Genomic DNA, 22,152 nt, shown 5'->3' with positions numbered 1-22,152 from the left:
TCCACGCGGGCCGCGGTCCCGATCCGCTGATGAAGTGGTATGCCCGACTCCGACCGCCGCGGCGACCGGTGCGAGACCAACCGGCCCTTGCTTGGACGTCAGCCTGCAATACGGATCAGGTAGGGACTCATGTCGTCATCGGCATCGCTTGCCTGGAAGCCCGCAGATCCGAGGATTGCTATCAACGTCGCGTACATGTGCTCTGTCACGAAGCTGAAATGCCGGAATGCCGGCGCCTGGATCTCACCCTTCAGAGCACTCTCCACCGCAGTGTCATTGAGGGATGAACTGACTGACCACTGAACGAAGACCCCTCCCCTCGAGTCGTCTGCCGGGTCCACCCAGACCAGCGCGCCCAGCGCGTCAGACAGCTGGTTGACATCTCGATGCACGGTGAACCCGGCCATCGTCAACGCCTCGGCTGCCTTCTCGGCCAGATCGTTCCGTTCGGCGATTTCTGTCGCGCTCGCCTTTTTGAACTCGAACATCACTACCTGCTGTCATTTTTCCATGAGGTTAGGATATGGGGTGGGTGCCCCGTCTGGTCACCCACCCCATTGCATCCTACGGAGCTTGACGGCCGGACTCGGGAGCTAGCCCTGGGCCTGGATCATCTTCGCTAGAATCGCCTCGAACGCACTGTTCATCGTTCCGTTCGATCCCCACTGCACAGACCACGTGATCTCTGCGCCCTCATCGAGAAGGTTCTCCAGATTTGGTCCGCACACAGGGCAAGGCTGCCGTTCAGTGTAGAGCTCGGCAATCTCCTTCGGTGAGACTTCCTTTTTGGCAAGCTGCTCCAGGATGTCGTCCTCCGCGTGGAAACCGCCCCCCTTGCTGAAACCGACGACGAGATCACCGAACTTCGGGTCGTTCCAGCCCGGAACTCGCGCGACGGCGACATTTCTTTTACCGAGGACACCGAAACCCGCCTCGATTCTTGCCTTGTAGGCCATGCGGGAGAGGTCAGTGCTATTGTACGCGATCAGCCCGATGCAGGAATACTCGGGAACCGGGCTGCCGATAATACCCATCGGAACGACAGTTGCGACCCGCGATACCTTCCGGCAAGAGGCGTAGAACTTCTCCGCCATCTTCCCTGCGATTCCGCTGATGGCTGCTTCGGAAAGACTGAGGGCTCTCAGCGCCGTCCAGGCATCGGCGAAACCGATCCCGGTCCTGGCGGCGGCATCCATCGCCGTCACCGCGGCTTTGCCCGCCTTGAAGAGCGCGCCAACCGCGAACATGCCCACGACCCAGGCGCAGTCGCCCCAGTTGCCTCCCGCCATGAACGGATTGATCAGCTTGGCGCACCCGATGAAGTCGCCGAGCAGGATATCGATGGGGTCGATGCCCGAGTTGAACTCGACCATCGTCAGCGTCTGCGACATCCGCTCGGTCTGGGCGTCCGAGACCTCAGGACCGAGGTAGATCGTGTCGGCGTCCGGGCAGCTGCCCGAGTAGGAGTCCGACGAGGCCAGACACATGAATACGTCGGAGTGCGACTTGTAGGTGATGTCGGCCGTGATCGTGCAGTTGCCGATGTGGATGATCGGGTTGCAGTTGTCCTTGACGACGTTCTTGGGTTCGCCGATGTACTCGATGTGGTCGAGGACCTCCCACACCCCACCGATCCCGGTAGTGGCGCCCTGCGTGATCTGCTCGGTGTTGTCGGCCTTCTCCGTGCGGTCCGCGGCCTCCTGGGCCTCGTTCGCCGCGTCCCACGCGCCTTCGGCGGCCTTCTCCGCCGCCGTCGCGTCGGTCTCCGCCCGGGTGGCGGTGTCGCGGGCACTGGCCGCGTCGTCCTCGGCCTTGGTGGCCGCGGTACGGGCCGAAGCGGCGTCATGCTCCGCCTCGGTAGCCGCGTTGTCCGCCGCGGCCGCGTCCGTGGCGGCGTCGTTCGAGGCCGTCCAGGCCCTTGCCACTTCCGCGGCCGCCGATTGGGCGTAGCCGTCGGCGCGGTTCGCCGATGCCTGGGCGAGCTTCGTGTCCTTCGCGGCTTGGGTGGCCGAGGCCTGGGCCCGTTGGTACGCCTTGGCGGCGCGGGCGGCGTCGCCGGCGGCCACTGCCGACGCTTCAGCCGCGAGCTTCATGTCGGCCGCGGCCTGGGCGGCGAGGGCCTTCGCCTCCGCGGAGAACCCCTCGGCCAGGTCGGCCGTGGCGGTGGCCGCGGCCGCCTGTTGTTGCGCGACCGTCAGGGACTGCTGGCCGGTGAGCGTCGCGAACGCGGCCGAGCTGTCGGTCTCCTGGTACGGACCGCCGAGCCTGATCGCTTCGTTCGCCGGCTTGATCACCGCTGCCGCGGAGTCCCGCGCCGCGAGTGACGACTGCACGGCCGCGAACGCCTTGCCGGCGGTGACCGCCGCCCATGATGCCGTCTGCAATGCCTCACTGCGCGCCGCGGCCGCTTCCTCCTTGGCTGTCTTGGCCGCGGCGGAGGCCTTCTCCGACTGTTCCTTTGCTCCCTTGGCATCGAGCGCCGCCGCCTCGGAGGCGTCTATGGCCTCGGCCGCGGCGGCGTGGGCCGCCGCGGCGGCACCGGCCGCCTTCAGGTAGGAGGCCCAGGTGGCGTCGGACGCCGCCTTGGCGCGCGATGCCGCGCCCTGTGCCTTGGTGGCGGCCTCGCGGGCGCTGGTGGCAGCGGCCGTGGCCGCGTTCGCCGACGTGCGTGCGTTGGTGGCCGCCGTCGTCGCGGTGTTGGCGGCGCTACGTGCGTCGGTCGCGGCGGCACGGGCCGCCTCCGCGGCGTCCGTACCGTCCACAGCGGCGGCGTGGGCCTCCAGTGCCGCCGCCTTCGCCTTCAGCGAGTCCCGCCGCTGCTCGGCCTCAAGGGCCCTGCCACGGGCGGCGACCGCATCGCGTTCCGCCTGCTCGGCGTCGCCCCTGCGGTCCGAAGCCGTGGCTCCGGATGCCTCCGCCGACGCACGGGCGTCGGCGGCGATCCGGCCCTGCGCGACCGCGTCCGCCTCATGACCGGCGGCCTTGTCCCGCTCGCTCTCCGCGGTGGCCCGGTAGGCCGCCGCGTTGGCGCGCTCCAGCTCGGCCACAGCACGCGTCCGCTGGGCTTCGGCCGCGGCCTTGCGGGCGTCCTCCTCCTCCGCCAGAGCGGTTTCCTTGGCCTTCTTGGCAGTGGCCGCGTTCGCCGCGGCCGAGGCCGCGTAGGCATCGGCGCTGTCCGCCGCCGCCTTCGCCTGTGCGGCGGCTTCCTGGGCGGCGACGCGCCGGAACTCGGTGTTCAGGGCGTGTGCCTCTGTCTGCGCCAGCGCGAGCAGTGCGGACGAGGTTTGAGCGGTCGCATTCACGGCCTGAAGGGTGGTCTCCGTGGCCTTCGCGGCGGCCGTGGCGGCCGCGCCGGAGGCGCGGGCGACCTGGACCGACTGCTGGGCATACATCAGACCCCGGCCGCGCGGGAATTCGGCCGCGTCGGCGATCGCCCAGGCGTCCTTCTGTGCGTCGACGGCCTTCTGCGCGGCCGTGTTCGCGGCCGCAGCGTTCGTCTTGGCGGAGATGACGAGGGCGGCGACCTTGCCCCGGGCCGTGGCGAGATCGACCTTGGCCTGGTCGAACAAGGCCTGCTTGGGCTTGAACAGGTGGTCGGGGTCGCTCTCCAGTTCGTCGTGCCAGACGCGCTGCCAGGTGAGGATCTGCTCGGCGCGCCAGGCCTGGCCGATGGCTGCGATCATGTCGTCGGTGGCCTCGCGGGTGGCGGCCGACGCATCGGCCTCTGCCTGCGTGATCAGGGTGCGGGGCGCGGTCTGGGCGGCGTACTCCGCCTCCCACTCGGTGTGCGCCTGGGCGGCCACCGCGGAGAGCTTGTTCCGCGGGTCCGTGGGCTCCGCGCTGTCACAGGCAGCCCAGGACTGCTTGAGACTCTCCACCTCGACGCGGAATTCCGGGCTGTCCTTCTGCGGGGCCTCGGTCAGGAAACCGCCGTGCCTGAGGTAGGAAGCGATGTCACTGGCGGTCGTTCCGCCTGAGAAGCGAGTGTTGGTCACCGCGCTGCCGAGCAGCATGACAGCGGCGCCCCAGTCGTTCCAGGAGTCCTTGCCGAGGTTCTCGTCGGTGATCTCCCTGGCCCGCGCGACGGACTCGGCGCTGGGATTGCTGTGCCCGTCCCAGCCGAGTTTGTAGGAGATCCCCACTTGGGTGGAAGTGAACTGCAGGACCTCCTTGTCGAACGCCGGAACGTTCAGTTCCATGTCGTCGCTGAAGAACGCGGACAGCGCGTACGGCCTATTGGCTTGCTCCAGCGTGTCTGACCGGGCCGCGACGGCATCCGCGTAGTCGTTCGAAGCCTGGATGTCACGTTCGCGAGCCTGGCCCAGCGGTCCGAGGTAGATCCAGTCGATGTCACCGACGGCCTCTCGCAGTTCGGCATTGGTGCCGGATAGCGACGTGATGGCCTCGGATTTCATCTCGGGTCCGCCCGCGTGCAGTGCCACGCCGGCGATGCACCGGTCAAGGCGCGGGGTGCTGCGGGTCATGCCGATCAGTCCGGTGAGTTCGCTCAGCTTGCGGAGGGCGTCGTCGGCGTCGGTGAAGACCTGTTGGATGCCGGTGCTCACCTGGTCGATCGCCGCCGCGAGCGCGGGGATCCGGCCGACGATGCCGGAGGACGAGGCGATGTCCACCAGGTCCCACAGGCAGCTCTCGACGCCGCTGTAGCCCAGACACTTCTTGACCTCGGCCACACCGAGCTCATCAAGGAGTATCTGCCCGCCGTGCGTGGCGACCCAGTCGAGGACATGGACGGAGACGGCGGCATACGCGTCCCGGTAGTCGTCGACGCAGCTCTGGCCGCACTTCGCCAGCAGGATGGCCTCCTGCTGCTCACCCAGCTGGGCCCACGAGGACGGACCACCCGGAATCGGGTAGTCGCCTTCCTCCATGGCCTCCTGGTGCTCCTGCTCGTTCTTCTCCCGCTGCTCCTGCTCAGTTTTGTCGGCGGCTTCCTCGGCGGCAGTGCTGTCGCTGTCGGCGTCGGAGGCGCGCTTCTCGGCCTCCTTCGCCTCCTGGTCGGCTTGCTCAGCCTGCCCCTTGGCCTCCTGCGCGTCCTTGGCTGCCCGGCCCTCAGCTTCCTTAGCCTTCAGCGCGTCGCGTTCGGCGTCGGTGGCTTCTCGGTCGGCCTCGCCGGCGACGGTGTCGGTGTTGTTGGCCGTCGCCTGGGCGCTGAGCGCGTCGACACCCGCCTGCTGGGCGTAGTCGGAGGCCGTGTCGGCGGCCCTTTTGGCACCTTCCCGGGAGGTGGTCGCCGCCTGGGCGGAGGCTTGGGCGGAGGCCGCGGCGGTGATAGCGCGTGCCGAGTCGGTGGCGGCCTGCGCCGCGGCCTCGGCTGCGGCCTTGACATCGCCCTTGGCCTGCTCGGCGAGCTGCTGCGCATCTAGGGCGGCCTCTTCGGCCTCGGCGGCCTTGGCCTCCGCGGCGGCCGCCTGTTGCTCGGCCACCGTCTTGGACTTCTGTCCGGTCAGTACGGCGAACGCAGCGGCGCTGTCGCTCTCCTGGTACGGCGAGCCGAGCGCGACGGCGTCGGCCGAGGCGGCTACCGCCTTCGTCGCACTGTCTCGCGCGGCCAGAGCCGCCTGCCCGGCCGCGTAGGCCCTGCCCGCGGTGACCGCCGCAGAGTCGACGGCCTGCGCGGCCTCAACTCCTGCCGAGGCCGCCTCGTCGCCGGCTCGCTTCGCCAGGACGGATGCCTGGTTCGACGCGGTGGCTGCGTTCTGGGCACGGAGGGCCGCGTCGCTGGCTGCGTCGAGTGCCTTGGCAGCCTTGGTCTGCGCGGTCGCTGCGGCACCGGTCGACGCGAGGTACGCCGACCATGCGGCGTCCGCGTCCGCCTGGGCGCGTCCGGCAGCTCCTTCGGCCTTCGTCGCGGCGGAACGCGCGGAGACCGCCGCGGCCGTCGCGTCATTCACCGCGTCGTGGGCGGTGGCCGCAGCGGTGGCCGCTGCTGCGGCAGCCTCCCGCGCCTGGTCGGCGGCCGTACGAGTCTCACCGGCCGCTGCCGTGCCGGCGGCAGCCGCGGCGGCGGCCTCTAGAGCGGCGGCGCGGGCTGCGGTGGCCTGCTGCCTCTGCTGTGCCGCGGCCGCCTTCTCGCGAGCGGCCTGGGCCGCATTCGCCTTCGCGTCGGCACTCTTGCGCTTGGTGGCGGCGTCGTCGGCGGCCTCTTTGGCGCTCGCCTTCGCCGTACCAGCCGAGGTCTGCTGTGCTGCGGCCCGGGATTCCGCCTCGGCGGCGGTGGTCCGCTCCTGGGCAGCCTCGGCGCGGGACGCGACGGCAGTGGCGTACTCCAGTTCGGCGGAGGCTCGCTGGGTCTGCGCGACGGCGGCCTTCTGACGGGCCGTCTCCTGCTTGCCCTTCGCGGAGGCCTCGGCCGTCTTGGCATCCGCCGCGCTGTCGGCCGCGGCCTCAGCGTTGGACTCGGCGCCGTCGGCTGCGGCCTTGGCCTGAGCGGCCGCTTCCTGCGCGGCGATACGACGGAACTCGGTGTTGAGCGCGTGCGTCTCGGTTTCTGCCTTCGCCGTCAGCGTGCGGCTGGTGCCGACGGTGGCGTCGGTGGCGTCGCGGGCCGTCTCAGTGGCCTTGGCAGCCGCCTCGGCCGCCGCCGCCGAAGCACGGGTAACCTGCACGGGCTGCTGGGCATACATCAGACCCCGGCCGCGCGGCACGTTTGTGGTGTCGGCGATGGCCCACGCCTCTTGCTGCGCGGCCGTCGCCTTCGCCGCCGCCGTCTTCGCGGCTGCGGCGTGGCCATTGGCCGATGTAGCCAGCGCGTCAGCCTTGGCCCGGGCGTCGGCGAGGTCGGCCTCGGCCTGCGCGTACAGCTCGGGCTCGGGCTTGAAGAGGAATTCGGGGTCGTTGGCGAGCTCCTGGGCCACGACCTTTTTCCAGGTCAGGATCTGGTCGGCACGCCAGGCCTGCTGGATGGCTTGGACCATGTCGTCCGCTGCCGCGCGCGTCTCGTTCGCTGCGACCGACTCCGCCTGGACGATCGTGTCGCGCTGGGCCGCCTGCCCGGCGTACTCCAGCTCCCACTCCGTCATGGCGGTCATGATCGGGCCGCTCAATACTTCTTGCGAGGCCATCGGGTTCTGCCAGTTGCAGCCGGCCCATGCCTGCTTCAGGTCCTCGACCACGACCCGGTATTCGGCCGAGCCCTCAGTCGGAGCCTCAGTGGGGAAACCCCCGTACTGAAGGTAGAACGCGATATCAGTGGCCGTCGTGCCCCCCGAGTAACGCGTCCGGTACACCTCCTCATCACGGAAGGACCAGTTGGCTTCGAACCAGCTGTTGTAGCCGTCCGCTCCCTCCCGGTCATAGTTCTCCTGTGCAATCTCACGTGCGCGGGCGACCGCCTCGGGGCTGGCGTTGGTGTGACCGTCCCAGCCCAGCCGATCGGCCAGGTTGTCCTGAATGCCGAAGTACTGCCAAATCTCGGAGTCGAACTCCGGGATATCCCAGTCCATCTCGTCACTGTAGAAAGCATCGGAGGCGTACGGTTTGTTTCCGTCCTCCAACGCCTTTTCTCGGTTGCCGAGTTCCTTGCCGTAGGCGAGGTTGTATTCATCGTCTTCCGTATCGGCCCAACCGATCGGCCCGTAGCCGATCCAGTCACCGATGGCGGTCCGCAGTTCGTCAGCACTTCCTGCGAGTCCTTCGGCGGCCTTGACCTTCATCTTCGGACCGCCAAAGTGCAGCGCCACGCCGGCTAGGCAACGATCCTCCCGGACGGCCTCCCCGGTGATGTTCTGGAGAGTGCTGGGGCCCTCCTTGGGAACATCAGCCGCAGAGGCCGGTGCCGCGCCGATCAGTCCCGCGAGTACGGCCACAGCGGAGACAAAAGCCGTCCCGGCCGTGGCCCTGTTCAAAGCCTGTCTTCTACGACGACGGCGCCTGCCGACATCCCGAGCCCATGACATGAGATCTGCCCAACTTCCTGAGGGAGGCAGAGCCCGCCCGTGGGCACGACAAGGTCACCCCGGGCGTGTGCCGCCCCTCAGGGTGACGTCACTCCGGCGCACTCTTCCCCCAAGAGCAGGCGACCACCGTTCTGTAAGGGACGCATGACTGCCAGTCGGGTACGCCCGGTCCCGCAGGACACGCCCGAAGGATCATCCCACGCACATGCCGATCATGGAAAGGTCAAAGGATCTTCACCAATGCCCCACCATCCACACAGTGGCAGACAAAATGATCTAAGCCGTTTCGCAATCGTTGTATTAGCCTCGATCGTTCGTACGCCCAGCAGAACTTGGAGGTTGGCCATGTAGGTGGTTGATCGTGGTCCGTAAGCTCGTCGTCGCCTGCCGGTGTGAGTCCGGTCCGGGTAGCTGCCAGGAGCCCGGTAGCAGGCTGGCGGCGTCGGGGGGAAACGCCCGGCATCGAAGTCCAGCGTCGAAAGCCCTGTGAAGGGGGAGCAAAGAAGCGGTCCGTTGCATCACGCGAAGTCTGCGGCGTCGTTAGAGGCCTGCTCGTGAGGGTGGGGACAGAGAGAGCCGAGCCCCCGAAATCAGGGCGAAGGCCATGGAAGCGGTGAAGATCCTGGATGGGCAGCCGCTAGGGACTCCCCGGCGTATGGGGCATGGAACGTTTCGAAGGTGACGGCGGGAACTGGGAAGGCCCTCCCCGGCCCGGCAGCCTGCGGCAAGAGCGCTGTCGGAAGCATCGCGACCTATAACCGGGGGTACCCCGGGAAGGGGAAGCGGGCCGGGTGGGCGTCGGAGGCGGCCGTAGTACTGCTTGAGCCGAGCGGACAACATAACCGCCGGTGAGGGAAGGGCCGCTGCTTCGTCGATGTGTACCGCTGAAGTGGAGGGGCCCGGTGAGTGCCCGCGTGGCTAGTCCCGCCGTCGGGGGACGTTCTCCCTCGGATCCGGTCCGTGCCCTCCAGCATGCGCTCTACCGGGCGGCCAAGGCCGATCCCGGACGGCGGTTCCACGCGCTGGGGGACAAGGTCCACCGCAGGGATGTCCTGGCGCGTGCATGGTTGACGGTGCGTCGTAACAATGGCGCCCCGGGCATCGACTTGGTTGATCTCGTGCAGATCGAGGAGTACGGGGTCACTCGGCTTCTCGGCGAGCTGGCCCCGGAGTTGAAGGATGGTAGGTGGCAGCCGCTTCCGGCTCGCCGGGTGTTCATCCCCAAACCCGGTACGTCGGAGCAAAGGCCCTTGTCGATTCCGGCGGTCCGCGACCACATCGTGCAGGCGGGTGCTCGAACCGGTCTTCGAAGCGGACATGCTGCCGTGCTCTTTCGGGTTCCGGCCCAGAAGGGGCGCACATGATGCCCTCCAGGTCTTGATCGATGAGTCCTGGCGGGGACGGCGATGGGCCGTCGAGACGGACATCGCCAACTGCTTTGAGGCGATTGACCATGAGAAGTTGATGCACGCGGTCGAGGAACGTGTCTGTGATCAGTCCGCTTTGAAGCTTCTGCGCCCAATGCTGCGGGCCGGAGTGATGGAAGACGGGCAGGTCCGCCGGCCGGTCACCGGTACTCCTCAGGGCGGGGTTGTCTCCCCGCTCCTGGCCAATGTCTTCTTTCTGCACCGGATCGATCGGGCGTGGGAGACACGGCAGCACGGGGTGCTGGTCCGCTATGCCGATTATGCGGTGGTGATGTGCGCGACCCGCGCGCAGGCCGAAGCTGCTTTGGAGCGGCTGACATGTCTGCTGGCTGATCTCGGTCTGGAACCGAAGGCAGCCAAGGCCCGGATCGTCCACCTGGAGGTGGCGGGCGAGGGGTTCGATTTCCTCGGCTTCCATCACCGTCTGGTGGCGTCCCGGTCCAGCGACGGGAAGCGCCCTGTGACCTTCCTCGCCCGCTGGCCTGCGAGCAAGGCCATGCAGCATGCCCGCGACCGGGTCCGTGAACTTACGGAACGGCGTCGACTGCTGCTGCCTGTCGAAGTGATCGTGCAGGGACGTCAATGCGTTCCTGCGGGGGTGGGCCGCCTACTTCCGGTTCGGGAACTCGGCCCGGCACTTCGACAAGATCGGGTCCTACGCGCGGATGCGGATGGCGGGATTTCTCGCCAAACGGCATCGCCGCAGCCGGGGCTTCGGATGGTCCGTGGTGGCGTTCGCCTCACGAGGCCAACTGAGTCCGATCGCCTTACACGGCAACGTAGTTGCACCCAGACCTTTCCGGGACTGGCGGGACAGGCCGAATGCCGGTGGTGAACGGCGTCGGTGAGCCGTGTGCGGGAGAACCGCATGCACGGTTCGATGTGGCGGGGGTTGGAAACGGGGCGTACGTACTACGCCACCGCGCCAGCCCCTGACCCTACATGAGTCCCCGTTGGTTCGCTGACGGGGACTCATGAACGATCAAGGCTGGACATGTTGATGCCGGAGGGACAGACACGCACATGATGCCTCTGGTGGAGAAGGTTCTCTTGGTCGAAAACCCGAATACCAGAGACTCCACCATGTTGCCACCCCAACGGCAGATCCATAAGCGCAGGTTGGAAAGGGCTCACTGACCCGTCTGTTCATCGAGACGGTCGTCCTCATGGAGCAGATTTCTGCGGGGGCGCAGGGCGCAACTGGGCGTGTTCAGGGCGGCAGGCTGATCTGGGACTGATGATCTGCGTACGCACGTAGGCCCATGATGCCGACCGACACCACGGGCCCAGGCTGTTTCTGCTGAGCTACTGCGGCTTGGCTGCGTCGATCCGGTCCTGGCAGACCTCTCCCACCGAGCCCCCCTCGCCCGCACCGAGCCCGCCGGCCACAATGCCCGTCAACTCCTGAGCGAGGCTGCCGCCGGGCGTGAACTCGGCACCGTGGTCTCACCGGCACAGGTCCCGGTGTGGCGTGTGGCGCATCACCGCCCAGCCGAACAAGCGCGTGCAAGCAGCGCGCAGGCGAAGCACCGTGAGCGCCATGTCCTTCGTGTCCGCACCTCAGCCCGCGCCCACGGCAGTGCGCGAGCAGAGCGCTGAGCGCAGCCAACGCCAAGCGCGTGGCAGACACGCCAGGGTCGGTGATATCGAGCAGTCAGCGGGTCTGCTTCAGTCCTGCCTGTGCCTGGCCGCAGACAGCGCCGCCACAAGCGCGTCCAGGTTTCCGGTGTAGGCGGTGACTTCTTCATCGTCGGCCGGGGGATCGAATCGGGCGAAGAAGTCGTCGAGAGCTTCGGGTGTGACGGCGAGGGCGTTGGCGTCCTCACGCTGGTTGCGCTTGGCGAGGCGTCGCAGCAGCTCTTCCCGGTCGGCAGGGAGGTAGACCACGACCGGGTGGCCGCCCGCTTCGCGGGCGGCCTGCTGCCAGGCGTCGCGCTCGGCGCGCCGCCATAGTCCATGGTCCAGGACGACGTCGTTTCCGGCCTCCAGCTCCTTGACGAGCCGTGCCCGGATCGCCGTGACCACGGGCCGTTCGCGCTCGAAGTAGGTGTGCTCGGGGTAGTCCACGCCGTATCGGCCGTGGAGGCGGTGCACCTCCTCGTCCACGGACAGCCGCGTGTAGCCGTGGCCGACGAGGGCTCGGGCGACGGTGGTCTTCCCGGAGCCGGTGATGCCGGCCAGGAGAACGGCGAGGGGCACGCGGTCATTCCTTCCGCGGAGAGCTGTCCGAGGGCGCGCTCATTGTCTCCGATCCTGGCCGATGCGCGACGTGCGGTCGCCAGGCCGTGACGATCCCGCAAGCCTCGCTGGGCCAGGTGAACGGCATGCGGTCCAGGCTCACGCCACGGAAGGCGAACCGCGGATCGCTGGTGTTGATCACGCCGCCGTGCCGGTCGACGTGCGACAGGAGGCGGCTGGCTTCGTTGCGCACGGCCGGGGTCTGTTCCTGCCATGCGCCGGTCGAGAAGTGCTGGACCCGGCGTCGGAGGTCGTCCAGGACGCCCGAGCGCCACTTGAAGTGGTGAACCGCGCAGATACGGTCGGCATCCGGATGCTGCCCAGGGGCCCTGTGGTTGCCGCTCGCAACGGTGACGTCATGGCGGGCGAGCACGATCTTGCGCGGGTCTCCGCGCAGGAGCCGGTGGGTGAGGTGCCCACCGAGGGGATAGGCGAGATCCAGTCCGCCTTCGGGCCTCCAGCCGGTCAGATGTCCACTCGCGGCGATCCGGTCGAGCATCAGGCCGCCCACCACTCGGTGCCCGGACTTCTCAGCCTGGGCGATCACCTCACTCAGCGGGGCGGGGTACTGCTGGAACTCGTCGGCGTCGGCGAGCAGGTGCCAGCCGGGGCCGGCTCGGTGCCGCAGTGCGTCTCTGAGCTGAGTGTTGGTGTGTTCGTGCCACGGACCGGTGCTGGTGCCGGTCGGGATGATGCCCAGCTCGCGGCTGGCGGCCTGGAGTTCGTGCCGCAGTTGGTCGGTCACGTGCTCGGGGAAGTGGAAGGCGATCAGGAACCGCTCGACGCCCAGCCTCCGGTAGTGGCGGACCCAGGCGGCCAGCAGCGGAGGTTCGATCGGGCCGACGACGGCGATCAGCGCGGGAGGAGTGCTCAGCATCGGGACTCCTTCGTACGCAGTGTGGCGAAGGTGCGGGTGAGGAAGTCGGCCTGCCCGGCCGCCGACCACATCCCCAACAGGTGGGGTGCCTCGGGGCCGGGCTGCTCGGGCGGCTGACGGATGACGCAGTGCAGGGCCTCGGCGAGGGCGTCCGGGGTGCCGGCGGTGAAGGTCAGGGCCCAGGGTTGGTCGCTCAATCGGGCAGTGAGACCGGGGTCGTGCTCGGAGACGACCAGGGGGACCCCGAGGCGGGCGGCGTCCATCACGAGCCCGGACTCCTTGCCGACGCCGGGGCGGCGGGTGACCAGGGCGGCGTCGGCGGCGGCGTAGACCAGCCGCAGCACGGGTTCGCCGACCGGTCCGGGCACCGTGTGGAGGCGGACGTTCCTCAGGTCGTGCCACCGGGCGAGAACGGCTTCGTCGAGTGGGATGCCGGTGACCACCAGGTGCAGTGGCTCCTTCAACAGAGCCAGGGCGGCATCGACGACGCCGATGTCCTTGTAGGGCCACCAGCCGCCGACCAGGCACACAGCGGCTTCCCCGGTGGGGATGCCGAAGGCAGCACGGCCGCCGTCGCGTTCGGCGTCTGTGAGACGGCGGCCGTCGTCGACTGCGAAGGCTCGCGTCACTATGGGCAGGTCCGGGAAGGCTGCCGTGAACTGATCGCCCACGGCCTGGGTCGGGCACACCGTCAGAACCTGCCCCTCGCCCCGACAGGCCAGTCGGCCGAGGAACCGCACGACGGTGTCCTCGGTCGTGACTTGTTCGTGGACGAACCGCAGGTGCGGCAGCCCGCCGAGGAGCGCGGTGGCACCGTGCAGGGCCTCGCTCGCGCTCAGGATCACTACCGCCCCGGCGCCGGGCTCCAGTCGGAGGGCGGTCCGTAGGGCCGACGCCTCCGCAAGGCACCGGGCGATGAGGGTGATCTGGTGCGGAAGCCGCCGCAGGAGGCGGGGCCAGCGGCGTGAGCGGAAGACCCGCAGCCCAGCCTTGGAAAGCCCGGCCGCAATACGGGAGGCGGCCAGCAGCGTGGCCGCCGGGCACCCAGCGGGTGCGGTGAGCAGCAGGGCCCCAGCCTCGCGCAGGGCCGTCGCGGCCTCGCGGGCGATCCCACGCGGGGCGATGACAAGGCTCCCGGGCCGCGCCTGAGCGAGGGCTACCAGCGTGCGCTGGTGGTGCCCGCCGAGGCGGTCGGCGTACGGCTCGATCAGCACCAAGGGGCCGGTCATCCGCCTACCGCCTGGTCCCCATGGGCGGCGGTGAACCGGGATCGCAGCCACGCAGGGTCGTTGAGGTGGTCGAACTGTCCGGAGGCGCGGGCGAATTCCATGGCGAAGGCGATCCCTTCGCGGGCCCCGGCGGCGGCGTACGGAGCGAATTCGCCGTTGCGGCTGTTGGCCCACGCTGCCACCCGCTGGCGGGAGCCATCGTCGGCCATGTCGTACTCGCTGCCGCGAGCGAGCATCGCGCACTCCCGGAAACCGGCCTTCCACGCGTGGAAAGGGCTCTGGTTGAACCTCGTGATTCCCGCTGTCTGCTGAGCGAACTCGATCCGGCCCGGCAGGGCAGCGAGCACGTCCACGGCCTCGCCCATCTCACGCAGGGCACTGCGGCGGATGAGCTTGAGCCCGCCGTATCCATAAGCCAGGCCGTTGACCGGGTTGATCGCCCGCCACACCCGCATGGAAACCCCTTCGTGCAGCGGTTCGACCGCAGTCACATCGAAGTCGGCAGCAATGGCAAAATCCCCGTCGGCGAGGAGGAACTGCTCGCGGTCCACGACCTCGGCGCACAGCCGGTAGGCCCTGCGCATTCCGTGCACCCCGTGCAGGCGCTTGACCGAACCCCCGAGGGTCCGTTGCAGCCGCGAGTGCAGGGCGTCTGCCATCGGCTCGTCATACGACAGGAGAACGGCGTCGAAGAGCGTCATGACAGGGCCTCCAAGTAGCGTGCGGCGACCCGTGCGGGCGTGAAGTCGGCGGTGGAGGCGTACGCACGCTTGGCATGCACGGCGTGGAACTCGTCGTCGGTGGTCAGTCGTTCGGCCAGTTCGGCGGCTTCCGCCGGTGTGGTGAAGCGCAGCTCGGGGTCGATGTGTTCGGCGAGCCAGCCCAACCGGGGCGCGATGACTGGCAGGCCCATGCCCTGGCAGTCGATCACGCTCATGGACCAGGGGCAGCCGGGGCGGAACGGAGCGATGCCGAAGCGGGCGCCGGCCAGCAGGTTCTTGTAGCGAACGCGGTCACCCCGGTCGGAGACGATCTGCACGTGCGGCAGGGCGGCGAGTTGCTCGAGCATGCGCTCTGGGCTGTCGTCCAGGCTCTTCCGTTCCGCGCGGCGCGGTCCAAAGAGATCCATGACCCGCAACCGGACTGTGCCGGACACGGCGAGGTGCCGGGCGAGATCCACGAACTGCTCGGTGCCGTAGTGCGCGTACAGCCGGTGGTTGTAGACGCCGATCGCACCAGCGCTGCACTCGGGCTTGGCATGGGCAGGGTCCCGCACGAGGCGTTCGTCGCGGGGAGCGGGCACGATCCGCAGCTTGTCGTCGAGATCCACCGTCATCCGAGCAGCAGCGGCAGACACCCAGGACGCGGCCGTACCCGAGTGGACCATCACCCGGTCGCACGCGGCCAACCCGGCGGCGAATGCCAGTAGCACGGACCTGCCCAGCCCGGCGTCGTTCAGGGAGGGGTCCATCAGGAGTTGGCCACCAGCACTGAACGAGAAGGGAAGGTAGTGGCAGTAGCCGGCCAGCAGCGCGTCCGATCCGGCCTCCAGCAACGCGACACGGAGGGCGGGAGCCTCCTCGATCTGGTTGGCCACCACCACGTCCGGCTGCTCTTCCCGGATCAGTTCCACCAGCTCGTCGAGGTCGAACGAGAACCGTGCCCGGTACTTCGTCTCCGGCACGCCGGTCAGGTAGAAGCCGCAACGTTCGTCTCCGACTGCGGCCGGGGCGGCAACGGTCACGCTCGCGCTGGCATCCACCAGGGCCGGAGCGAGCAGGTCCGCGAAGATCCATCCCGAATCAGCGGACAGACGGTCGGGGTTGGAGATATTGAGCAGGTACAACACGTGCATCGAACGTCGCCTCCTTCATTTTCCCGGATAGGTCGATCCGGGGTGATGAGGGAAGGAAACCTGTGACGCAGGCCGTGACGGGATGGTGAACTGGGATCACTCACGGTTCATTCATGCTCACTGACCATTACGCGGGGGCGGGGTCTTTCGATGGACGCGCAAGGCGAAGAGATCACCGTCGACCAGGCGGCCGAGGACTTCGCGGCGGAAGTGGCACGCTGGCGCGAGGTGCGCGGCATGTCCAAACGGGCTTTGGCCAGAGCGATGGGGTTCGACCCGTCCTACGTCAGCCACGTGGAGTCTGGCCGCCACAAGCCCAGCGAGGACTTCGCCCGGCTCGCCGACGAGGCGCTGAACGCGGGGAAGGCCATCTGGCGGCGATGGCGTGAGTACGAGAAGGCGCGGGCGCGCACCAGCCTCACGTCTTCGGTCCCGTCGGCTCCCCGCCGCCCCGAGCAGCCGTACGCAACCGATTCCGCCCTCGTCGTCGAACACGATGCCGCCTTCCTCCGGTACGACGGCCGCTCCTACCGGCTCACCATGCGTCGGCTGCTGCGCAACACGGGCGCCGAGCCGGTAACCCGTTACCTGATCCGCGTCTCCGTTGACCGCTACCCCGGTGATCCCGAGCGATCCAACGCTCATTACCGGGCGCACCCTTTGACCTGGGACGAACTCGATCTCACCGCCACCTGCCGCGGTGAGGCGATGCGCTGGCAGGCGAAGCACGACCGCGACGCGTTCAAGGAAGTCTGGCTGCTCTTCGACAACGAGCACGGCCGTTTCCCTCTCTACCCGGGCGAGTCCGTCTGGATCGAGTACGCGTATACCGTCGGCGACGAGAAGTGGGGCAACTGGTTCCAGCGAGCCGTACGTCTGCCTACCGAGCAACTCGAAGTCCAGCTAGTCTTCCCGGCTGCTCTCGACCCCGTCGTCTGGGGCACCGAGACTTCTATGACCGCCGAAGCCTCTCCGCTTCGAACCCCACCGATCCGCAGTGACGACGGTGAACAGCGGACTTCACATGGATCACGACCACGCCCGCGCTGCATGCTCGGTACCGTCTGGAATGGCGGTTCCGGGCACAGCCCGAACCCGAGACGAAACAAGGGGAGTTCAGGTGATGGACATGCGGCCCAGCCAGCGGATGCGAGACCTTGGAGTCGTCCAACAGGGCGCCGCCATTCTCACCGAAGCGGCCCGCGTCTTCGATCTGCCTGCCGAGCGGGACGAAGCAGAGCGCGTCGTAGACGAGTTGTTCGCCGCCATGGACCGCATCGGCCAGGCCCACCCCTTTGCCAAGGGCATGGGCCTCGCGGCCCCACAGATCGGTGTCAGCCGCGCCGCCGCTGTCGTCGAGCCGCCCGGCGACGCGCCCGCCATTATTCTGCTCAACCCACGAATCGCCGACTGCTGCGACGAGACGGACGAACAGTACGAGGGCTGCTTGAGCTTCTTCGATGTTCGAGGCATAGTCCCACGGCCCCTGAAGATCACTGTCGAGACCACTGCGCTGGCCGGTGAGACGGTGACCACCGCGTATGAGCGGGGCCTCGCCCGCCTTGTCCACCACGAGATCGACCACCTCGCCGGCCTGTTGTACACCGCGCGTATGAGCGCTGGAGTCGCCCCCATTCCCGTCGAGCAGTACCGGCACACCGGGCAGACGTGGGCCTACGACCGATCGTGACCCTCGGCGCTGCTCTGAGGAGAGGCCGATCCGCCTCGTGCGCTCTCCGGAAACGCACAGGCGGGACCGGCTCAGGATGAGGAGAAGCAGTGACCCATTCTGTTCCATGGCAGGAGAGCCTGTCCGAAGGCACCGAGGAGGGTTCAGGAAGTAGTGATCCGCCGGTACCAGGAGACGCCCCACGGGCAGGCCTACGTGCCGAACCTGATCTGTTCTACCGGGAGGCGTTTCGTCGACTGGGCGACGCGGCTCTCTATGGAGACGACGCCAAGGAGCTCCTGCGCAAGGCACGGCTTTTCTGGAGCGAGGGCCGCCACCCCGACTACGGGGTAGCGGCCCTCGCTTAACTTGACACCAAGCCAGAAGGTTGATCGGGCGGTGGACAAGCAGGCGGAGAACAAGCGGTGGCAGTGAGAGCTACTGTGAAGAGTTTTCGCAGGTCACAGCCTGTTCCCAGGGCTTGAGCCCAGGTCGCCCGACCCTGCGGCTTAAAGGTCGAAGTACAGCTCGAACTCGTGCGGCCCCTCCGTCACCTGCGATGGAGGGGCCGTAGTGCTCTGACCTGCTGTTTTCCACGTTGGGTAGCGATGGTAGGCGCTAGCTGTTTACGAGTCTTCTGCGGACTCGTTGCGGACCGACGGCAAGTCACTCTCTGCGTTGGCCTTCACGATCCGCCGAACCTGCTGGCGCGTGTACCCCGTCGCCTCGCAGATGTCCTTTTGCGGCACGTCGTCGGCCGCAGCCTGCCGGATCGCCTCGGCCAGCTCGATGCGCAGGATCTCCGTGCGGGTCTCTGCTTCCCGGAAGCGGCCTGCCATGTGCTCCAGCGATCTCTTGTCCATGCGGCACAGTGTCCCATTCATGCTCATGGGACATGAGGTTACGCGGTAGCGGGCGATATTCCTAGGTCAGTAGCCGTTGACAAGGGAACATCGTGTTCCCTACTGTGAGGCCACGACCTTCCGCAGAACGCGGAACGGCCCAACCCGGCGTTGCGAGCGCCAGGAAGGGCCTAGGTCCCACTCCTGCAACGAGGAGAAGACCATGCAGCACACCGTACCTGCCACGTTCAAGACGTCTGGCGCCCCCGTCACCCCGCCGGCCTGTGGCGCTCGCCGTCCCGGCTGGGACCAGGGCCCGGCCATCGGCGCCCACCGCATCCCGTGCACCCTGCCCGCCGCCCACGACGGTGCGCACCGGGACGGCCTCGGGAACGAGTGGACGCCGGCCGAGGCGTGGAAGGCCCTGACCCTCGGCGACATCGCCACCACCCCGATCAGTGAGCTCCTGCAGACCCTCGGCGTGACCGTCGTCGAAGTCGAGGCGGGCGAGCTCGCTGCGGACGGCATCGTCGGGTACTTCTCCGGCCGTGTCGGCGACGGGGAGATTCAGATCGAGCGGACCCTGCCCCAGGCGGACCGTGAGTCCGTGGTCCGGGAACTGCTCGCCCGGATCTCCCCGGTCGAGCAGTCCTACTCCAAGCGCATCGCCGCAGGTCGTTCAACAAGTGCCCTGCGGCTGCGCCCGGCAGAGGTCGACGGGAAGCTCATCCACATCGAGTGCCCGGCCTGGTGCGAGTTCGACCACGTCGACGAGAGCATGAAGTACCTGGCCGACGTCTACCACTCCAGCGCCTCCATCGAGTTGATGGGCCCGCGCATGGGAGAGCAGCCTCAGCCGGTCCTGCACGCCCGTCTGAATGCGGACACGTTCGGTACGGACGTCGCCCACCAGGCGCCGCACATCGTCGTCGACGACGAGTCGGATGGCTTCTACATGACGCCCACGCAGGCCCTGGAGTTCGCTGACAACTTGGTCGCGTTCGCCGAGGAGATCCGCGCCATGGCCAACCGGCTCGAAGCGTTCCGGGCGGGTGAGGACCAGTGAGTCTCGCCATGGTGAACCGGCCGACGGAGAACATCGCGTTGCGCACGATGAAGCCCCGCCCGCGGCCGACTGTCGGGAGGGTCGCGGACCTTCTGATCGTGGCCCGTGCGGCGGACGACCGGCACGGTGCGCAGCTGTTCAGCAACGTCCTCGACAGGCTCCTCGGGAACGGCCCGCAGGACTCGTAACGCTGCAGCGTGCGATCCAAATACAGGCCCGCATCACCGCAGGTCGCGACCCAAGTGTTCCCCCTGGTTTCGGGATCCCGAAACCGCAGGTGAAATCCCAAAAGGGTGGGGCTCGATCGCAGGTCGCATCGCAAGTCCCCCCACCCGTCGGAACCCTTTACGCCCAAGGGTTCCCCACCCGTACAACGGGCCCCGGGATCGCACCCCGGGGCCCGCCACTGGTCCACTCCCTGGAGAGGTTGAACCATGACCATTCTGACGCACGCCCCGGCGGTTCCGCAGGACCGCTACGGGCCCGACTCCCCGTGGTCCACGCACCTCTGGTTGATGGACCCCTACTGGGGTGACTCCTGCTCGTTCTGCGCCCGGTGCGACATCCCGTCCTACCGGGACGCGGCGCACGAGAAGTGCAGCGGCCGGCCCATCCCGGTTGCCGACCGGCTGCCCACCGCCCACCTGATCAAGTCGAAGGAGAACGTCTGATGCGTACCTACACCGGGCCGACCGTGGCCGGCGGAGTCTCGACGATCCAGTGCCCGCCGTGGTGCGTTACTGATCACGCCTACTGGGACGACCGGGCTGACGACTGCTTCCACCTCAGCGCCCCGCTCGAAGTGGCCGTGCCCCGCGACCGGGCCCGTACCGGAGCCGTCCTGCCGGGCGTCCTGGAGACGACGCTGCGCCTCCACTCGACGGACCCGGCACCGTCCGCGGTCGTGGTCTGGCTGGAGCTGAACGGGCGCACCGACGACAGTGTCGAACTCGACCTGCCGGGCGTCGACAGCCTGCTCGCCGCGGTCGACTCGTACCGGGCAGGGCTGCTGAACCTGCGGACGCTGCTCGCCGGCGTCGACGCTGAGCGCCGGTCCCGCTGAACTTGAGCGCCCTGTCGCCTGTGCCCGCCTCCTACCGGGCACAGTAGGCAGGGCGCCCATCTGGGCGCTCACCGTGAGCACGTTGGGCGCCCGTCTATGCCCCGTCTAGCGCCCGTCTTAAGCGCGTCTATGACCCGTCTTCGGGCCGTCTATCGTTCCGGCTCGGCCGTGACCTAGACGGGCCTTAGACGGGTCAAAGACGGGTGATAGACGGGGCGGTAGACGCCCGGCGAACTTCACGAGCGTTCTGCGCCCGTCTTGACCCCACCTAAGTCAGGTGTCACGGCCGTGACACGGGCGGGTCCCGGGTGTGACCCCGCAGGTCAGACCCGTGACCCGCCGTGACCCGGCGAAGACCGGGCAGGTACCCGGCGGAAGCCCGGCGCGGACCCGGCGGAAACCTTTGATGTCATACAAGGTTGCCGCCCTCCTGCCGGGTCTCCGCCGGGTGCAAACCGGGCACTTGCCGGGACTGGGCGATGACTCAACGGCTCGGCTCAAGCCATTTCGGGTGAGCCCTTGACTTCTACGCTCCTCCTCGCGCACGCGCGCACGTGTGCGCGTAGAGCCGTCGTTCGTTCACCTGCCGTCGCGAGTGAACGAGTGAATGAACGCCCCGAACGCCCCGGTATCACCTACTGCTCGCGGGGTGCTCGGGACTGCTCGACCGCAGGTCACAGCTGCTCGGCCAGGTGCTCGTGCCACTGCTCGCGAAAAGCCGAGCACCTGGCCGAGCAGTACATCGAGCACTTCCGACCTGCGGTCGAGCACCTGCCGAGCAGTTCGGCGAGCAGTAGGTGTCAGCCCACTGTCACCCCCTCTGACCTGCGGTGACACCTGTTCTGACACCCGGCTGACAGTTGATCGCTGTCAGCCGGGTGTCAGAAGGGGTGTCAGAGCCCCGATTCGGGGTCGTTTTCTTAGGTCAATGCGTGTGCGCGCGCGAGGTGACACCCCGGGGTGACACCGGCCCTGTCAGTCCATCGAATTCGGATCTTGCGGTGTGACTCACTGCACACGAGGAGTAGCTTTGCCTGACCATGAAGGCACGACCGGAGGAGAACCGGTGAAGCCCAACCGCAAGGAAGCCGCGGACCTTGTACGCGGTACCCGCGACCCATCCAAGGCCGGCTTATGGCGGGCAGGCTGCGAGGCCTCGCAAGCCGACCACATCGAACGCCTGGTTCGGCTTGAGACTGCGGCCGACCAGATTCAGGCCTGGCATCCCACGCTCATGCCGGGGATGCTGCAGAGCTACCAGTACGCAGCCAGCGCCATCACAGCCGCCGCACCCGCCCTCCCGATAGAGGACGTTGCCGACCGGGCGGAGCGTCGCAGCACCCGCATCGACGCGCTCGGCTACGCCCCGGACCGGCGGGCCTGGTTCATCATCGACGAGCAGGTGCTGCGGCGCCCGGTCGGCGGGCTGGCCGTCCTCCTGGAGCAGTTGGAACACCTGCTGACCCTCGTGTCATTGCGGCCGTCCGTGACCTTGCAGGTGCTGCCCATCGATTGCCAGGGACACCCCGGACTGTCGGGGGCGTTCACCGCGTACCGGGTGGGCCCGCAGCGGGTGGTGTTCACCGAGCAGTTGACCGGCTCGATGATCACCACACGGCCGGAGGACATCGCCGCGTACTCGGCCGCATACGATCATCTGCAAGCAAGTGCACTGCCCCCGGCAGCGTCACTTGAGTTGATCGACACGGCGAGGAGAACGCTGTGCACGGAAGTTCAGAAGATGCTCTGGTCTGGGTGAAGAGTTCGTTCACGGACTCTGGTTCGTGTGTCGAGTGGGCGCGGCCACAGGATGGCGTGCTGGTCCGGGATTCGAAGCGCCCCCAGGGTGCCCGGATACCGCTTCGGCCGGCGGCCTGGTCGTCGCTCGTCGACTGGGCCAAGACCCACCAGGTGTGACCAGGTGCCTTGGATATTATCCAAGGCAGCAGGAAGCCCCCGCCGCAGGAGAA

Annotated in this window: 16 protein-coding genes and 2 pseudogenes; 10 read left to right on the top strand and 8 right to left on the bottom strand. The window is 68.0% G+C overall.

The window, feature by feature from the left end:
* Positions 1-98: 98 nt before the first annotated feature.
* Positions 99-488 (bottom strand): hypothetical protein, encoded by a 390-nt coding sequence (locus ACZ6S6_RS02310; protein ID WP_469703264.1) that lies wholly within the window; start codon positions 486-488, stop codon positions 99-101.
* Between the two features lie 105 nt (positions 489-593).
* Positions 594-7,826: a nucleic acid/nucleotide deaminase domain-containing protein gene (locus tag ACZ6S6_RS02305; protein ID WP_469703262.1), complete on the bottom strand. Its 7,233-nt coding sequence runs from the start codon at positions 7,824-7,826 to the stop codon at positions 594-596.
* A 1,269-nt stretch (positions 7,827-9,095) separates the two neighbouring features.
* Here ACZ6S6_RS02305 and ACZ6S6_RS02300 point away from each other — a divergent pair.
* Positions 9,096-9,749 (top strand): annotated as a pseudogene (locus ACZ6S6_RS02300) (reverse transcriptase domain-containing protein); the annotation flags it as partial.
* A gap of 184 nt (positions 9,750-9,933) precedes the next feature.
* The gene (locus ACZ6S6_RS02295; protein ID WP_362967301.1) at positions 9,934-10,191 is read left to right on the top strand and encodes a group II intron maturase-specific domain-containing protein; all 258 of its coding nucleotides are present in this window, start codon (positions 9,934-9,936) and stop codon (positions 10,189-10,191) included.
* A gap of 820 nt (positions 10,192-11,011) precedes the next feature.
* Here the strand turns inward: ACZ6S6_RS02295 and ACZ6S6_RS02290 are convergent.
* Genes ACZ6S6_RS02290 through ACZ6S6_RS02270 form a run of 5 tightly spaced genes read right to left on the bottom strand, consistent with a single transcriptional unit; the run spans position 11,012 to position 15,542 of the window.
* A complete protein-coding gene (locus ACZ6S6_RS02290; RefSeq protein ID WP_469703260.1) occupies positions 11,012-11,542 on the bottom strand; it encodes a P-loop nucleotide/nucleoside kinase family protein in 531 nt (176 codons plus the stop codon).
* A gap of 4 nt (positions 11,543-11,546) precedes the next feature.
* Positions 11,547-12,458 carry a glycosyltransferase family 2 protein gene (locus ACZ6S6_RS02285; RefSeq protein ID WP_469703258.1) on the bottom strand — a complete coding sequence of 304 codons (912 nt, stop codon included), beginning with the start codon at positions 12,456-12,458 and terminating at the stop codon, positions 11,547-11,549.
* A complete protein-coding gene (locus tag ACZ6S6_RS02280) occupies positions 12,452-13,687 on the bottom strand; it encodes a glycosyltransferase (RefSeq protein WP_469703256.1) in 1,236 nt (411 codons plus the stop codon). Before ACZ6S6_RS02280 ends, ACZ6S6_RS02285 begins: the two co-directional genes overlap by 7 nt.
* Positions 13,684-14,388 carry a hypothetical protein gene (locus tag ACZ6S6_RS02275; protein ID WP_469703254.1) on the bottom strand — a complete coding sequence of 235 codons (705 nt, stop codon included), beginning with the start codon at positions 14,386-14,388 and terminating at the stop codon, positions 13,684-13,686. The genes ACZ6S6_RS02280 and ACZ6S6_RS02275 overlap by 4 nt, the downstream gene beginning before the upstream one ends.
* On the bottom strand, positions 14,385-15,542 hold the full coding sequence (locus ACZ6S6_RS02270; protein WP_362967291.1) for a glycosyltransferase family protein: 1,158 nt from the start codon (positions 15,540-15,542) through the stop codon (positions 14,385-14,387). Before ACZ6S6_RS02270 ends, ACZ6S6_RS02275 begins: the two co-directional genes overlap by 4 nt.
* 150 nt (positions 15,543-15,692) lie before the next feature.
* On the opposite strand from ACZ6S6_RS02270, the pseudogene ACZ6S6_RS02265 reads away from it, so the two are divergent.
* Together ACZ6S6_RS02265 and ACZ6S6_RS02260 are read left to right on the top strand one after the other, a co-directional pair.
* Positions 15,693-15,845, top strand: a pseudogene (locus ACZ6S6_RS02265) (helix-turn-helix domain-containing protein); the annotation flags it as partial.
* Between the two features lie 820 nt (positions 15,846-16,665).
* Entirely contained in the window at positions 16,666-17,232 is a 567-nt protein-coding gene (locus tag ACZ6S6_RS02260) for a peptide deformylase (RefSeq protein ID WP_469703252.1), read from the top strand.
* 605 nt (positions 17,233-17,837) lie between these two features.
* Here the strand turns inward: ACZ6S6_RS02260 and ACZ6S6_RS02255 are convergent.
* Positions 17,838-18,074, bottom strand: coding sequence for a helix-turn-helix domain-containing protein (locus ACZ6S6_RS02255; RefSeq protein WP_469703249.1), 237 nt, complete (start codon positions 18,072-18,074; stop codon positions 17,838-17,840).
* A gap of 202 nt (positions 18,075-18,276) precedes the next feature.
* On the opposite strand from ACZ6S6_RS02255, the gene ACZ6S6_RS02250 reads away from it, so the two are divergent.
* The 6 genes from ACZ6S6_RS02250 (at position 18,277) to ACZ6S6_RS02225 (ending at position 22,099) form a co-directional block, all read left to right on the top strand.
* The gene (locus ACZ6S6_RS02250) at positions 18,277-19,119 is read left to right on the top strand and encodes a DUF6907 domain-containing protein (protein ID WP_469703246.1); all 843 of its coding nucleotides are present in this window, start codon (positions 18,277-18,279) and stop codon (positions 19,117-19,119) included.
* 8 nt (positions 19,120-19,127) lie between these two features.
* The gene (locus ACZ6S6_RS02245) at positions 19,128-19,307 is read left to right on the top strand and encodes a hypothetical protein (RefSeq protein WP_469703243.1); all 180 of its coding nucleotides are present in this window, start codon (positions 19,128-19,130) and stop codon (positions 19,305-19,307) included.
* Between the two features lie 246 nt (positions 19,308-19,553).
* Positions 19,554-19,790: a hypothetical protein gene (locus tag ACZ6S6_RS02240; RefSeq protein ID WP_469703241.1), complete on the top strand. Its 237-nt coding sequence runs from the start codon at positions 19,554-19,556 to the stop codon at positions 19,788-19,790.
* Entirely contained in the window at positions 19,790-20,182 is a 393-nt protein-coding gene (locus tag ACZ6S6_RS02235) for a DUF6907 domain-containing protein (RefSeq protein WP_469703239.1), read from the top strand. The genes ACZ6S6_RS02240 and ACZ6S6_RS02235 overlap by 1 nt, the downstream gene beginning before the upstream one ends.
* A gap of 1,066 nt (positions 20,183-21,248) precedes the next feature.
* Positions 21,249-21,941 (top strand): DUF5753 domain-containing protein, encoded by a 693-nt coding sequence (locus ACZ6S6_RS02230; protein WP_469703236.1) that lies wholly within the window; start codon positions 21,249-21,251, stop codon positions 21,939-21,941.
* A complete protein-coding gene (locus ACZ6S6_RS02225; protein WP_469703233.1) occupies positions 21,905-22,099 on the top strand; it encodes a DUF397 domain-containing protein in 195 nt (64 codons plus the stop codon). The genes ACZ6S6_RS02230 and ACZ6S6_RS02225 overlap by 37 nt, the downstream gene beginning before the upstream one ends.
* Positions 22,100-22,152 lie beyond the last annotated feature (53 nt).

Source organism: Streptomyces sp. NPDC048671, from assembly GCF_055587045.1.
This window is presented reverse-complemented; position numbering and strand designations above follow the sequence as displayed.